The organism is Saccharothrix algeriensis, assembly GCF_016907655.1.
In the GTDB taxonomy this organism is placed as follows: domain Bacteria; phylum Actinomycetota; class Actinomycetes; order Mycobacteriales; family Pseudonocardiaceae; genus Actinosynnema; species Actinosynnema algeriense.
On sequence record NZ_JAFBCL010000001.1, the window covers coordinates 6,235,278 to 6,250,178 of the forward strand.

The 14,901-nt window shown below is 77.6% G+C and carries 6 protein-coding genes; 3 read left to right on the top strand and 3 right to left on the bottom strand.

Features of this window, described 5'->3' with window-relative positions:
• Window positions 1-30: 30 nt before the first annotated feature.
• From JOE68_RS28190 to JOE68_RS32015, 3 genes are all read left to right on the top strand, one after another.
• A complete protein-coding gene (locus JOE68_RS28190) occupies window positions 31-6,411 on the top strand; it encodes a type I polyketide synthase (protein ID WP_204845406.1) in 6,381 nt (2,126 codons plus the stop codon).
• Window positions 6,390-11,771: a hypothetical protein gene (locus JOE68_RS32335; protein WP_204845407.1), complete on the top strand. Its 5,382-nt coding sequence runs from the start codon at window positions 6,390-6,392 to the stop codon at window positions 11,769-11,771. The genes JOE68_RS28190 and JOE68_RS32335 overlap by 22 nt, the downstream gene beginning before the upstream one ends.
• A gap of 325 nt (window positions 11,772-12,096) precedes the next feature.
• Window positions 12,097-12,408 carry a helix-turn-helix domain-containing protein gene (locus tag JOE68_RS32015; protein WP_307819948.1) on the top strand — a complete coding sequence of 104 codons (312 nt, stop codon included), beginning with the start codon at window positions 12,097-12,099 and terminating at the stop codon, window positions 12,406-12,408.
• 73 nt (window positions 12,409-12,481) lie between these two features.
• Here JOE68_RS32015 and JOE68_RS28205 read toward each other — a convergent pair whose 3' ends face one another.
• Genes JOE68_RS28205 through JOE68_RS28215 form a run of 3 tightly spaced genes read right to left on the bottom strand, consistent with a single transcriptional unit; the run spans window position 12,482 to window position 14,655 of the window.
• On the bottom strand, window positions 12,482-13,981 hold the full coding sequence (locus JOE68_RS28205; RefSeq protein ID WP_204845409.1) for an ABC1 kinase family protein: 1,500 nt from the start codon (window positions 13,979-13,981) through the stop codon (window positions 12,482-12,484).
• The gene (locus JOE68_RS28210; protein WP_204845410.1) at window positions 13,974-14,294 is read right to left on the bottom strand and encodes a hypothetical protein; all 321 of its coding nucleotides are present in this window, start codon (window positions 14,292-14,294) and stop codon (window positions 13,974-13,976) included. Before JOE68_RS28210 ends, JOE68_RS28205 begins: the two co-directional genes overlap by 8 nt.
• Window positions 14,295-14,334: 40 nt before the next feature.
• Window positions 14,335-14,655 (bottom strand): hypothetical protein, encoded by a 321-nt coding sequence (locus JOE68_RS28215; protein ID WP_204845411.1) that lies wholly within the window; start codon window positions 14,653-14,655, stop codon window positions 14,335-14,337.
• Window positions 14,656-14,901: the final 246 nt, after the last annotated feature.

Consider the following 14,901-nt stretch of genomic DNA (forward strand, 5'->3'; position numbering starts at 1 on the left):
ACGAGCACGCGAGCCTTCGAGGTGGAGACGATGAGCGAGCCTTCCTACCCGCGCCAGGTCCCCGTCGCGGTCGTCGGCGTCGGCGCGCTGCTGCCGGGGTGCGAGGACGTCGAGGACTTCTGGCGGGCCGTGCTGACCGGTCGGGACCTGATCGGCGACGTGCCGGCGACGCACTGGCTGCTGGAGGACTACTACGACCCCGACCCGGCCGCGGTGGACAAGACCTACGGCCGCCGGGGCGCCTTCCTGCGCCCGACGGAGTTCGACACCCTGGCGTTCGGGATACCGCCCAAGGCGCTGCCGGCGACCGACTCCACCCAGCTGCTGTCGCTGGTGGTCGTGGAACGGCTGCTCGCCGACGCCTTCGACGGCCGCCCGCCGCCCGACCGCGAGCGCGTCGGCGTCGTGCTGGGCACCGCGGCGGTGGAACTGCTCTACACCATGGCCGCGCGGCTGCAGCGCCCCGTGTGGCTCAAGGCCCTGCGCGAGAGCGGCATCGCCGAACCGCAGGCGCAGCGGATCTGCGACCGGATCGCCGACCACTACCCCGAGTGGCAGGAGGAGAGCTTCCCGGGACTGCTGGGCAACGTCGTCGCGGGCCGCGTCGCCAACCGGTTCGACTTCCACGGGGCCAACTTCATCACCGACGCGGCCTGCGCCAGCTCGCTGGCCGCGATCTCGACGGCGGTCGACCAGCTGGCGCTGGGCCAGGCCGACGTCGTGGTCACCGGTGGCGCGGACACCGCCAACGACATCCTGATGTACATGTGCTTCTCCAAGACGCCCGCGATGTCGCGGTCGGGGGACTGCCGCCCGTTCTCCGACCGGGCCGACGGCACCGTCCTCGGCGAGGGCCTGGTGTTCTTCGCCCTCAAGCGGCTGGCGGACGCCGAACGCGACGGCGACCGCGTCTACGGGGTGATCAAGGGCGTGGGCAGCTCGTCGGACGGCAAGGGCTCCGCCGTCTACACCCCCGTGCCGCAGGGGCAGGAGAGGGCGCTGCGCCGCGCCTACGAGGCCGCGGGCTACGGGCCGGAGACGGTGGAGCTGGTCGAGGCGCACGGCACCGGCACCAGGGCCGGTGACGCGGCCGAGGTCGCCGCGCTGCGCGCGGTGTTCGGGTCGGCCGACGGCGGCCCGCCGCGCACCGCGCTGGGCTCGGTCAAGTCCCAGCTCGGGCACCTGAAGTCCGCGGCGGGCGCGGTCGGCCTGCTCAAGGCGCTGCTCGCGCTCAACCAGGGCGTGCTCGCGCCCACCGCGAAGGTGGAGCGGCCCAACCCCGACCTGCCGCTGCGCGGCGCCTCCCTCTACCTCAACACCGCCGCCCGCCCCTGGGTGCGCGACCCCGGCCACCCGCGCCGGGCGGCGGTGTCCAGCTTCGGGTTCGGCGGCAGCAACTTCCACCTGACCGTCGAGGAGTACGTGCCCGGACCGGACTCCGCCGCGCGCCGCGCGCCCCGGTTCCGCGCCGCGCCCGCGGAGCTGGTGCCCCTGAGCGCCGCCGAGCCGGGCGACCTGCTGGCCCGGCTGGACGCGCTGGTCGCCGGAGCCGGCGGTCCGGCCGCGAAAGCCCGTGCGGCCCAACAGGGGTTCCGCGCCGACGACCGGCACCGGCTGGCCCTGGTGGTCCGGTCCGACGAGGACCTGGCGCGCCAGGCGGCCGAGGTCCGCCGGCTGGTCGAGGCCCGCCCGGAGCGGCCGTTCGCCACACCGGGCGGCGCCCACCACGCGGTGGGCCCCGCCGAGCCGGGCGGGCTGTGCCTGCTGTTCCCCGGCCAGGGCGGCCAGTACCCGGGCATGGGCGGCGACGTCGCGGTGCACCTGCCGCGCGCGCTGGCCGCCTGGGACGCGGCGGCCTCGGTCGACCCGGACGGGTGGGCGCTGTCCCGGGTCGCGCACCCGGCGCCGGTCTTCACCGACGCCGAGCGGGCCGAGCAGCAGGAGCTGCTGACCGGCACCGAGTGGGCCCAGCCCGCGCTGGCCGTGCACAGCCTGGCGCTGCTGGAGGTGCTGCGGTCGGTGGGCGTGCGGCCCGACCTGGTCGCCGGGCACAGCCTGGGCGAGCTGGTGGCGCTGCACGCCGCCGGCGTGCTCGACGCGCCCGACCTGGTGCGCCTGGCGCGCCGGCGCGGCGAGCTGATGGGCGCGGTGCGCGCCGAACCCGGCGCGATGCTGGCCGTCGCGGCGGGGCTGGACCGGGTGGAGCGGCTGCTGGCCGAGTTCGGCGCGGACGGGCTGTGGGTGGCCAACCACAACGGCCCGGAGCAGGTCGTCGTCTCCGGCCGCGCGGACCGGGTCGAGGGGCTGCTGCGGCTGCTGGGCGAACGCGGCGTGCGCGCCCGCCGGCTGCCCGTCTCGCACGCCTTCCACACCCCGCTGGTGGCCGCGGCCGGCGAACCCCTGCTGGAGCACCTGCGCACCGTGCCGGTGCGCCCGCCCCGGATCCCGGTCGTGGGCAACCGGGACGCCGCCGCCTACCCGTCGGAGCCCGACGGCATCCGGCACGCCCTCGCGGCGCAGCTCGGCGCGCCCGTCCGGTTCGCCGAGCAGGTCGAGGAGCTGTACCGGCGCGGGGCGCGGACCTTCGTGGAGGTCGGCGCGGGCACGGCGCTGACCGGTCTGGTCGGCGCCGTCCTCGGCGACCGGCCGCACCTCGCGGTGAGCACCGAACCCCGGCGCGGTGACGGCGTCGCCGGGCTGTTCGAGGCGCTGGGCCGGCTGGCCGTCGCGGGCGTCCCGCTGGACTTCGCCGGGCTGTGGGAGTCCTACGACCGGGTGGGCGCCGGCGACCGCGCCGCCGCCGGCAACCGGGCCACCGTGCCGATCCTGGGCGCCAACTACGGCAGGCCCTACCCGCCGGAGGGCGGGTCGGCCGCGCTGCCCGCGCCCGTGCCGGACGGTGCGGCGCGGGAGGAGCCCGCCACGCCGGCGATGCCGCCCGCCCCCGCCCTGCCCGCGCCGCCCGAGCCCGTCGCGGCGATGCCTGCGCCACCTGAGCCCGTCGCCGCTCCTGCGCTGCCCGCGCCATCCGAGCCCGTCGCCGCTCCTGCGCTGCCCGCGCCGCGCTCGCCTGCTCCTTTCGCGCCGCACCAACCCGTCGCCACGATGCCCGCACCTCCTGAGCCCTCCGGGATGCCACCCTTGCCCTCCCCTCGGATTCCTTCGCACCCCGTTCCCTCCCTGCCGTTTCCCGCACCGCCGGCCACACCGCCGGTTCCGGCGCCGTCGAGCCCCCCGGCGCCTGCCCAGTCCAATGGGGACGGTGGGTGGTGGCGGGCGCTGCACGAGTCGCAGCGCGAAACGGCGCTCGCCCACGCGGCCTACCAGCGCGCGATGGCCGACAGCCACACCGCTTTCCTGCGGCTGTCGGAGGTGGCGCTCACGTGCATGGCCTCCGCCCTCGACGGCAACGGGCACCACGCCCCGCCACCGGCTGCCGAGGCCCGGCTCGCCCCTCCCGCCGCGCCGGCGGCCCCACCGCCCGCCGCGGCGCTCGCCCCACCGCCGGTCGCCCCGCCGCACGCCCCGCCGCACGCCCCGCCGCACGCCCCGCCGCACGCCCCGCCGCCGGTCGCGGCGGCTCCGCCGCCCACCTCGCTGCCGGCCGCGCAGTTCGCCCCTCCCGTCGGCTACCCGGCCCCTCCCGAGCACTCCGCCCCGCCGGCCGCACCACCGGTCGCACCGGCCGAACCCGCGGCTGCACCCGACCAGACCCCGCCCGACCCGAACCCATCCGACCAGACCCCGCCCGACCCGGCTCCGGCCCCGGCCGGGGCGGAGGCGGCGGACCTGGAGGACGTGCTGCTGTCCGTGGTGGCGGACCGGACCGGGTTCCCGGAGGAGATGCTGTCGGGGGAGATGGACCTGGAGGCGGACCTCGGCATCGACTCGATCAAGCGGGTCGAGGTGCTGTCGGCGCTGCGGGAGCGGGTGACGCGGTTGCCCGACGTCGACGCCGCCCGGCTGGGCAAGCTGCGGACGCTGCGGGAGATCGCCGACGTCTTCCGCGGCGTCGAGCCGGTGGCCGCCCCGGAGCCGGGGCCGCGCGCGCCCGGACCGCAGGACCCCGAACCGCCGCCGCGCCAGGCGCTGACGAGGTGGGCGCGCCGCGTCGCGCCCGCCCCCGGGTCCGGTCTGCGGGTGGCCGGCCTGTCCGACGGCCCCGTGCTCGTCACACCCGGCGACCCCGGCGTGGCCGAGGCGCTCGCCGCCCGGCTCACCGAGCGGGGGGTGCCCGCCCGGGCGGTGCCCGACGTGCCGCCCGACGCCCGCGCGGTGGTGTTCCTGGGCGGCCTGCGGGAGGTCGGCTCGTCCGACGAGGCGTTCGCCGTCCAGCGCGAGGCGTTCCGGGTCGTCCGCGGCCTGGCCCCGCGCTTCGCCCGCGAGGGCGGGCTGCTGGTCACCGTGCAGGACACCGGGGGCGACTTCGGGCAGCGCGGCGCGCACCCGGAGCGGGCCTGGCTGGGCGGGATCGCCGCACTGGCGCGCACCGCGGCCGTCGAGTGGCCGGACGCGTCGGTGAAGGCCGTCGACTGCGAACGCGGCGGCCGGGACGCCGACGCCCTCGCCGGGGCCCTCGCGACCGAGTTGCTGACCGGCGGAGCGGCGCCGGAGGTCGGCCTGCGCGCCGACGGGACGCGCACCGCGCCCGTCCTGGCGCCCGCGCCGCTGACCACCGGACCGGACGCCCCGACCGGCGCCGACGACCTGATCGGCCCCGACTCGGTGCTCGTGGTCAGCGGTGGCGCGCGGGGCATCACCGCGCGGGTGCTGGGTGCGCTCGCCGAGCGGCGCCGCCCGCGCCTGGTGCTGCTCGGCCGCACCCCGTCGACCGAGGAGCCGGAGGGGTTGCGCGACTGCGCGGACGAGCAGTCGCTGACCAGGGCGCTGGTCGAGCGCGAACGCGACCGGACCGGGCGCCCGCCCACCCCGGCCGAGGCGGGCGTGCTGGCGGCGGAGGTGCTGGCGGGCCGCGAGCTGCGCCGGACGCTGGCGGAGCTGCGCGGTCACGGCAGCGAGGTCCGCTACGTGCGCGTGGACGTCCGCGACGCGGCCGCCCTGGACGCCGCGCTCGCCGCCGTGCGCGCGGACTGGGGGCCCGTCACCGGGGTCGTCCACGCCGCCGGGGTGCTCGCCGACCGGCGCCTGGAGGACAAGACCGACGAGCAGTTCGACCGGGTGTTCGGCACCAAGGTCGAGGGCCTGCGCAGCCTGCTCGCGGCGACCGCGGCCGACCCGCTGGAACTGGTCTGCGTGTTCTCGTCGGTGGCCGCCGTGCACGGCAACACCGGGCAGTGCGACTACGCGATGGCCAACGAGGTGCTCGCCCACGTCGCCTCCGCGGTGCGGGCCGACCACCCGGCCTGCCGGGTGCGGTCGATCGCCTGGGGCCCGTGGCGCGGCGGCATGGTCGCGCCGGGGCTGGCCCGCGAGTTCGACCGCCGGGGCGTGCCCCTGATCGACCCGGCCGCGGGCGCGCGGGCCTTCGTCGCCGAGCTGTCGGCCGACTCGCCGGACGTGCAGGTCGTCGTGGTCGGCGCGGGCGACGGGGTGCTGCACGGCGGCGAACCGAAGACCGCCGCCGAGGTGCTGGTCGACGCGGGGTCGCACGGCCACCTGGCCGACCACGCCGTCGCGGGCACGCCCGTGCTGCCGGTGGCGGTCGCGCTGGAGTGGTTCCGGGCGGTGGCGGCGGCGTGGCTGCCCGACGGCGCCGTGGTGCTCGGCGACGTCCGGGTCCTGCGCAAGGCCGTGCTGCCCGACCTCGCCACGACCGGGCACCGGCTGACCGTGCGCGGCGTGCGGCGGGTGGTGGACGGGCGGCCGGTGCTGGAGCTGGAGCTGCTGGGCGACGCGGGGGTGGCGCACTACCGCGCGATCGCGGCGGCCGGCGAGGGCCCGGACCCCCGGCCCTGGCCCCGCCCCGACGGCGAGCCGCTGGGATCGGTGGAGGTCTACGACGGCGTGGTGCTGTTCCACGGCCCGGCGTTCCAGGTGCTGCGGGGCCGGCCGGTCGTCTCCGCCGACGCCGCCGCCTGCGCCGTGGCCGGCCTGCGCGCGGTGGGGTGGCCGGCGGGCGCCTGGCACACCGACCCGGCGGCGGTGGACGGGGCGCTGCAGCTGGCGGGCCTGTGGGCCGGTCAGCGGCTGGGCGGCGCGTGGCTGCCGATGTCGGTCGGGCGGTTCGCGGTCGGCCGCGCGGGTCCGCTCTCCGCGCCGGCGGACGCGGTCGTGAGGGTCGGCCGGGTCGAGCGCGACGCCGTGCGGTGCGACATCCGGGTCGAGGAGGGCGGCGCCGCGGTGGCGGAGCTGTCCGACGTCGTGCTGGTGCGCCGGCCCGACGTGCCGACCGACCGGCTGGTGGCCGCGTCGGCGGGGGAGGGGGACGCGTGGCGCGGCACGAGCCGGTAGCGGTCGTGGCGGTGGCGGTCGCCGCCGGCGGCGGGACGACGCGGGACCTGTGGCGCGCCCTGTTCGACGGGGTGGCGTGGCGGGGGCGCGGGGAGCCCGCCGCGCCGGCGGAGACCGGGTCGGCGGAGACCGGGTCGGAGGAGGTCGGGTCGGCGGAGGTCGGGTCGGGAGGGGCTGGGTCAGGGGAAGTCGCGCCGGCGGAGGCCGGGCCGGGGGCAGCCGCGCCGGTGGAGGTCGCGCTGGAAGAGGTCGTGCGGACCACCCGGCTGCCGGTCCGCGGCACGGTCGTGGCCGGCGCGGTGGACCGGGTCGCCGCACCGCTGGCGCGCCTGGGCCACCCGGCCGCCGTCCTCCCGGCCGTGCCGGGCCTGTCCGCGCCGAACGGGCGCAACGGCGCCGCCGCAGCGGGTTCGTCCGCGCTGAACGGCCGCGACGGCGCCGGCGCGGCCGACCCGGACGCGCCGGGTGCTGTCGCGTCGGGCTCGTCCGCGCCGAACGGGCACAACGGTGCCGTCGCGCCCCCGCCTCCCTCCGCGCTGGACGCTGCGGCCCGTGCGGTGGCCGGGGGAGCGGCGGACGCCGCGGTCGTCGCCGAAGTCCTGCCCGCCGGCCCCGACGCGCCGGGGACCGCCGTGGTGGTGGTGCTCAAGCGCCCCGCCGACGCCCGCCGGGACGGCGACGTCGTGGCGGCGCTGCTCGGCGGGGTGGACGGCCCGGTGGACCTGGTCGTGGGGGCCGGTGGCGGTCGGGACCCGCACCGGTTCGACCCGGCGGCCTGCGCGGGCGTCGTCGCCGCGGACCTGTTCGCGGTGGCCTGCGCCGTGCTGGCGGTGCGCCACCGGGCGGTGCCGCGGCCGGACGCGCCCGCGCGGGCGTGGCCGGGTGACTGGACCGCCGAGGTGGCCACCGCCGCCGGCCCGGTCCGGCTGCGCACCGCCGACGCGGTGCCGTGGGTCGCCGGCGCCCCCGTGGCGCTGCGGGTCTACTCGGGCGCGGACCGGGCCGGGGTGGCGGCGGCGCTGGCGGCCGGCCGGTCGTCGGACCGCGGGCCGGCCCGGCTGGTCGTCTGGTCCACCGACGGCCGGCCGCTGCGCGAGGTGGAGCGGGACGCGGGGCGGTGGCTGGCGGGGACCGCTCCCCGACCGAGGACCGCGGTGTACCGGGACGGCCCGCTGGCGGGCGAGGTCGCCTTCGTCTTCGGCAACGGGGCGGCGGCCTACCAGGGCATGGGCGCGGAACTGCTCACGGCGTTCCCCGGCCTGGTGAGCGGTGTCGACCGCGCCTTCGGCCTCGTCCGCGACGTGCTGGGCCCGGGCGCCGGGGCCGACGGCGACCCGCTGCCCCCGGCGCTGCGGCAGATCTGGGGCGCCGGGACGCTGGCGGGCCTGCACCGGGCGGTGACCGCGGGGGTGCTGGGCATCCGGCCGGACGCGGTCCTCGGCTACTCCTCCGGCGAGATGGTCGCGATGGCCGTCATGGGCGTGTGGCGGCGGCCGGGCGAGGTCATCCGGCAGGTGCGCGAGTCGTGGCTCTACACCGAGGGGGTCGTCGGCCGGTTCGAGGCGCTGCGGGAGGCGTGGCGGCGGGCCGGCGTGCCCGGCCGGGACTGGGCGTGCCACCTCGTGCACGCCTCGCCCGAGCGGGTGCGGCAGGCGTTGGCCGGGGAGCGCGCCGCGCACCTGATGCTGGTCAACGCCCCGGAGTCGTGCGTGGTCGGCGGTGACGCGAGCGCGTGCGCGCGGGTGGTCGAGCGGCTGGGCGCGGAGCGCGCGTGGGAGATCGACTACCCGGTCGTCGCGCACGTGCCGGAGCTGGCGGGGGTCCGCGAGCGGTTCCACGCGCTCTACGACCAGCCCACCGTCGAGGTCGGCGGCACCCGGTTCTACTCCTGCGCGACCACCGGCTGGTACGAGCCGACGTCGGAGAACGTCGCGGACGCGCTCACCACCCAGCTGATCGGCACCGCGGACTTCGCCGCCACCGTGGAGCGCGCGTGGCACGACGGGGTGCGGGTGTTCGTGGAGCACGGGCCGAGGGGTGTGTGCTCCCGGTGGGTCGACCAAGTGCTCGCGGACCGCGAGCACCTGGCCGTCGCGCTCGACGTGCCCGGCCGCGGCGGTGTCCGGCACTTGGTCGGCGCGGTGGCGGAACTGCTGGCGGCCGGGGTGCGGGTGGACGTGGCGGCGCTGCTCGACCACCTCACGCCGACCCCCGCCCGACCGCCCGCGGGCGAGCCGGGGCCGGCGGGCGACCCGACACCCGCGATCGCGCACCACACCCAGGTCGCGGACCATCCGCAAGCGGCGCACAACACGCCGGCCGCGCACCACATGTCGGTGGCCCACCACACGCCGGTCTCGCACAACATGCCGGTGGCGCACCACACCCCGATCGCGCACCACCCGCCGGTCCCGCACAACATGCCGGTGGCCCACCACACCCCGGCGGCGCACCACATCCCGGCGGCGCACCACACCCCAGCCGCGCACCACCCGCGAGTGGCGCACCACGCGCAAGTGGCGCGCCTGCACCAGGAGTTCGTCGAGCGCGAGGGCGCTGTGCACCGGCGGTTCCTGGACCTGCGCGCACGGTTCGACGCGGTGCTGCGCACCGGCGGGGGAGCCGTCGCCCCACCGGCCGGCGCCGACTCCCGGAGCGCCGCCGCCCGGCCGGCCGTCGCGGAGCCACCGTCCGCCGAGGACTTCCCGCTCGCCGCCGAGCCCCCGCCCGCGGCAAGCCCCCCGACCCCCGTCCCACCCCCGGTCTCCGCCGGACCCCCGACTTCCGCCGGACCCCCGACTTCCGCCGGACCCCCGACTTCCGCCGGACCGCCGACCTCCGCCGAACCCCCGGCTCCCGCCGGACCCCCGACCTCCGCCGAACCCCCGGCCCCCGCCGGACCTCCAACCGCCGCCGGACCTCCAACCGCCGCCGGACCGCCGAGCACCGCCGAACCGCAGCGGCCACCGCGCGAGCCCGTCTTCGACCGCGCGCAGCTGGAGCAGCACGCCGCCGGCCGGGTCGCCGAGCTGTTCGGCCCGCGGTTCGCCGCCCAGCGCGGTTTCCGCCGGCAGACCCGCCTGCCCAGGCCGCCGGTGCTGCTGGTCGACCGCGTGGTGGCGCTCGACGCCGAGCCCGCCTCGCTGGCCGGCGGCACGATCCGGACCGAGACCGACCTGCGCGCCGACGACTGGTACGTCGACCCGACCGGCCGGGTGGCGCCCGCGCTGCTGCCGGAACTGGGGCAGGGCAACATCTTCCTGCTGAGCCTGCTCGGGGTGGACCTGCGCGTCGGCGGGGAGCGGGTCTACCGCGCGCTGGGCTGCGAGCTGACCTACCACGGCAGCCCGCCCGCGGTCGGCGAGACGGTCGAGTTCGAGATCTCGGTCGAGTCCTTCGCCGAGCACGACGGGCTGCTGGTGGCCGCCTTCCGCGCGGACTGCCGGGTGGCCGGGCAGCCGCGGCTGACCGTGCGCGCCGCGCGCGCCGGGTTCTTCACCGAGGCCGACCTGGCCGGCGGCGACGGGGTGGCGTGGCGGCCCGCCGGCGAGCGCCCGCCGACCGGGCCGCTCGACCCGCCGGTGCGCCGCGCCGCGCGGTCCGCGTTCGGGCCGGAGGAGGTCCGGGCGCTGGCCGAGGGCAGGCCCGCCGACTGCTTCGGCCCCGACTGGCGGCCCGCGCGGGCGCACCTGCGCACCCCGCGCATCGCGGGCGGCGAGCTGCTCGCGCTGGACGAGGTGCCCCGGCTGGAGTTCGGCGGCGGGCCGTGGGGCCGGGGCTACCTGCGCGCCGAGACCGCCCTGACCGGCGACGAGTGGTTCTTCGCCGGCCACTTCGAGGGCGACCCGTGCATGCCGGGGTCGCTGATGCTGCAGGGGTGCGCGCAGGCCGCGACCTTCTACCTGGCGGCCACCGGGTGCACGGTGGAGCGGGACGGGTGGCGCTTCGAGCCGGTGCCCGACCGCCCGGTCCGGATCACCTGCCGCACCCAGGTGACCCCGCGCAACCGCCGCGTCACCTACGAGGTGTTCGTCCGGGAGCTGTCCCTGGGCGAGCGCCCGACGCTGGTCGCCGACGTGCTGTGCTCGGTGGACGGGGTCGGCGCGCTGCACGCGCGGGGCCTGGCCCTGCGGCTGGCGCCGGACTGGCCGCTGGCCCAGTGGCGGTCGGGGCGGGCGGTGCCGCGAGGCGCCGCGCCGGCCGGGCCGCCCGCCGCGCTGGGCGGTCTGCGCGGCCACCGGGAGGACCGGCCGGTGGCCGAGGTCGACGGCTTCCGGCTGGACTACCCCGCGCTGCTGGCCTGCGCGTGGGGTCGGCCGAGCGAGGCGTTCGGGCCGGTCGCCGCCGCGCTGGACGACGCGGACCGCGTCGCGCCGCGCTGCCCCGGCCCGCCCTACCACTTCATGAGCAGGATCGCCGCGGTCACCGGGTCGGCGGGCGGTCCGCGCCCCGGCGCCGTCGTGGAGGCGGAGTACGACGTCCCCGAGCGGGCGTGGTTCTTCGACGAGGGCGACGACGCCGCGGTGCTGCCGTTCGCCGCGATGCTGGAGGCCGTGCTGCAGCCGTGCGGCTGGCTGGCCGCGCACGTCGGCGGGTTCGACCCGGTGCGCCGGTTCCGCAACCTCGACGGCACCGCGACGGTGTGGGCGCAGGTGCGCCCGGGCGCGGGCGTGCTGCGCACCCGGGCCGAGCTGACCTCGCTGTCCACCAGCGGCGGCACGACGATCGAGCGGTTCGAGGTCACCTGCCGGCTGGCCGGCGCGCCGGTGCTGACCATGTCCACGGTCTTCGGCTTCTTCCCGCCGGACGCCTTCGCCACCCAGGCCGGCCTGCCGGTCACGGCGGACGAGCGGGCCGCGCTCGCCGAACCCTCGGCGTGGCGGCGGGAACTGCGCGCGCCGGGCAGCCCGCGGTTGGCCGTCGACCTGCTGCTGGGACTGGACCGGATCACCGGCTACTGGCCGGCCGGCGGGCCGGCGGGCCTGGGCCGGGTGCGCGGCGAGAAGCGCGTCGACGCCGGCGAGTGGTACTTCCGGGCGCACTTCTTCCAGGACCCGGTGCAGCCCGGTTCGCTCGGGCTGGAGGCGATGGTCCAGCTCCTGCGGTGGTACGCGGTCGAGCGGGGGCTGACCGCCGGGGTGGCGCGGCCCCGGTTCGAGCCGGTGGCGCTGGGCCGCCCGCTGGGGTGGAGCTACCGCGGCCAGGTGCTGCCCACCGACGAGCTGGTGACCGTGGAGGCCGACGTGCTGGAGGTCGCCCGCGACGAGCGCGGCGTCCTGGTCGTCGCGCGGGCGCGGCTCTGGGTCGACGGCAGGTGCACCTACCGGGCCACGCCCGCCGTCCGCATCGTCGCGGGTTGAGCGCCGGACGGGGCGCCGGAGCCGAACGGGACGCCGCCGGGGCGCGACCGCGCTTCTCTTCGCCCTCTCGGGTGGTAATTCCCCCCGGGTCGCCCCGGATGGAGCCGAAATCGCTCTACCCAGGGTGACCGGGCCGCGTTCGGCGGTATCTCCGGCCGGATCTGTTTCGCCCCCCGGAACAGCCTGAATGGCCGCTATTGGTTCGGTGTACTCATTCGGTAGGTTCTGTTGCGCCGACAAATAGCGCGGCTTTTGTCGCGGGTGTCGCGGAGGTGTCCGCATGTGTCCACAGGAACGCATTCCCGGTGTCGAAGGAGAGCCCACCGTGCTGGACCTCATCCGCTTGGCCCGCACCCACCAGGGCATCGCGCAGGCGCTGCTCGCGCACGCCGAGCGGATCGGCAGCCGCACCCCGGTGGCGGCGTCGGCCGCGCCGGACGGCCTGGCCGGGTGGAACCTCACCGGCCGGGAGCGGCGCGTCGCCGAACTGCTGGTGGAAGGGCTGTCCAATCGCCGGATAGCGCGGAAAATGGAAATCTCCGAGCGCACCGTGAAGAACCACCTGCACTCGATCTTCTACAAGCTCGGCGTCGGGGACCGCACCCAGGCGGTCATCAAGCTGATGCGCAAGGCGTGAGCGGCCCGGCTCCCGCGACCCGCGACCGCGCTCCACCGCCCCGCCCCGGAACCGCTCCCACCGCCCGCCGCCGTCACCTGCCGGTGCGGCGGCGTCCCGCGCGCCACAGCAGCGCCCCGCCGGTCGCCGTCACCATCCCGTAGAACAGCTTGGTCGCGGTCGGGTTGGTCGCCTGCGGCTTGCGGGAGTCGACCGGGATCTGCAGGTCCCGGTTGGACAGGTCCCGCAGGATGCCGCGCGCCTGGTTGTAGCTGCCGTCGGCGGTCAGCAGCAGCTCCACCACGCCGCGGGCCAGGTGGGACTCCGTCAGCGTCTCGCAGGCGAGGTCGACCACGATGTCGGCCAGCTCGGCGCGCAGGACCTCGGCCGCGGACAGCTCGGGCGCCAGGCAGCGGATCGAGCCCTCCATGTTCGCGAACGACTTGCCCAGCATGGGCACCACCGGGCTGATCTTGATGCCCCGCTTGGTGGAGTGGCCCAGCACGGTGGTCAGGGTGATGCCGAAGTTCAGCTCCTCCAGCGACGCGGTCGCCGCCTTCGGCACCAGCGCCGACACGTCGCCGACGAAGCCGCTGATGTCGGCCCACTGCGTCGGCTTGCCCATCTCGATCCAAGCCTTGGCGGCGCCGTCGCCGTCGTTCTCCACGATGTTGATCAGGGTGAGCGCCAGCTTGAGGCTCATCGGGCGGTCCAGCCGGCACACCATGCCCCAGTCGATCAGGAACGCGCCCCGGCCCGGCTCGACGAAGACGTTGCCCGGGTGCGGGTCGGCGTGGAACATCCGGTCGGTGAAGTAGCTGCGGTACATGTAGGCGAGCAGGTCGTGCGCGATGGCCAGCCGCTCGTCGGCGGGGAACGAGCGCTGCGCGACCTCGCGGATGGACCGGCCCGCCGCCAGGCCCTGCACCAGCACGCGGGGCGTCGCCAGCAGCACCTCCGGCACGGTGAGGTGGTCGAACCCCGCGGCCTGCGCGCGCCCCCGCTCCATGTTGCGCGCCTCGACGGTGAAGTCCAGCTCGCCGCCGATCGCCTCGAAGACCAGGTCGAGCATCGCGTGCACGTCGACCACGGCGTTGAACCTCGGCCGCGTGGTGACCAGCAGCCGGGCGGCCCGGCGCAGCAGCGCCATGTCGGTGGCGACCACGCCCCGGATGCCGGGGCGCTGCACCTTCAGCGCCGCGCGGCGGCCGTCGGCCAGCCGCACCCGGTAGACCTGGGCCAGCGAGGCCGAGCCGAGCGGGTGCTCGACGTCGACGTGGCGGAACAGCCGCCGCCAGTCGGCGCCCAGCTCCTCGGCCAGGACGGGCTCGAAGTCCCGGAAGGGCGCCGCCGGCACCCGGTCGTGCAGCCTGCCCAGCTCCTCGATGGTCTCCGCGGAGACGAAGTCGGGCCGGGTGGACAGGATCTGCCCGACCTTGATGTAGAGCGGGCCGAGCCGCTCGAAAGCCTCCCGGACGGCCCGCGCGCGCCGCCTGCGCCGCTGGTCGAGGTCGCCGCCCGCGCCGGGCGCGACCTCGCGGGCGATCAGCCGCCCCAGCGTCTCGGCGATCAGCCGGACCCGCCCGTCAGCCACGGCGGCGCCCCGGGTCGGCCGGCGGTCGCGGCGCCAGGCCCAGCAGCGACAGCGGGTCGACCGGGCCCCCGTGCCCGGTCAGCGGCCCGGACAGGGCCGGGCCGAGCACCTCGGCGAGCACCTCCACCGTGCAGTCGGCCCCGGTGCTGCGCCGGTGGGCCCGGAAGCGGCGGCCCGCCCGCAGGTCGTCCAGCAGCTCCCCGGCGTCGACCACGCGCTGGTCGTCGACGTCGAAGAGGCTGCCGTCCCGTTCCCGCAGCAGCACCCGCCGCCCCCGCGCCCGGTCGCCCGAGGGCGGTCGTCCCGCGGTCATGCCCCGTCCCGGGCGGTCGCGCGGAACGGCCGCCGGCGGGTCACGAACCCTTCTTCTGCGCGCCCTGGGACTGGCCCTGCGACGACGAGCCGGACTGGGCGCCGGCCAGCTGCCCGAGCCGCTCGGCCAGCTCGTCCAACTCCTCCCGCAGCGACGCGATGTCCTCGGCGGTGTCGGAGTCGTCGTCGCCGCGGAACGCGCGGCGGGCCGTGCTGCGCAGGTCGTGGTCGACCTCGTGGCCGCGGTCGAGCACGTCGTCGAGGTAGTCCTTGGTGTCGTCGACGATGTTGCCCAGGTATCCGATGATGCCGGTGCGCTTGCGCGACCCCCGGCTCGTGCTCGTGCGCCTGCTCGTGGTCATCCTCGATCTCCTCGGCTGGTCGGTGTCCGTCGGCGGAACGCGTCCGCGGTGGTCCTCGGACGCTCACCGCCCGGTGAGCGCGGGAAACGCGGAAATAGCGTGAGAACAGGACCACTCGGGTGTTCCCGCGGCCGGTCGAAGGCGTTCCGGTCCTGACCGGTCCAGTATGGGCCGGGCGCACCGGGGAGAGAATGGGACCTTCGCACTAGGGCGCAGGGGCCGTTCCGGGAATGGCCTTCCGGAACC

What these genes read in the sequence shown, in the direction of transcription:
- JOE68_RS28190 (WP_204845406.1), top strand. Translation starts at nt 31, where the DNA reads ATGAGCGAGCCTTCCTACCCGCGCCAGGTCCCCGTCGCGGTCGTCGGC.
- JOE68_RS28210 (WP_204845410.1), bottom strand. Translation starts at nt 14,294, where the DNA reads ATGACCGCGGGACGACCGCCCTCGGGCGACCGGGCGCGGGGGCGGCGG.
- JOE68_RS28215 (WP_204845411.1), bottom strand. Translation starts at nt 14,655, where the DNA reads ATGACCACGAGCAGGCGCACGAGCACGAGCCGGGGGTCGCGCAAGCGC.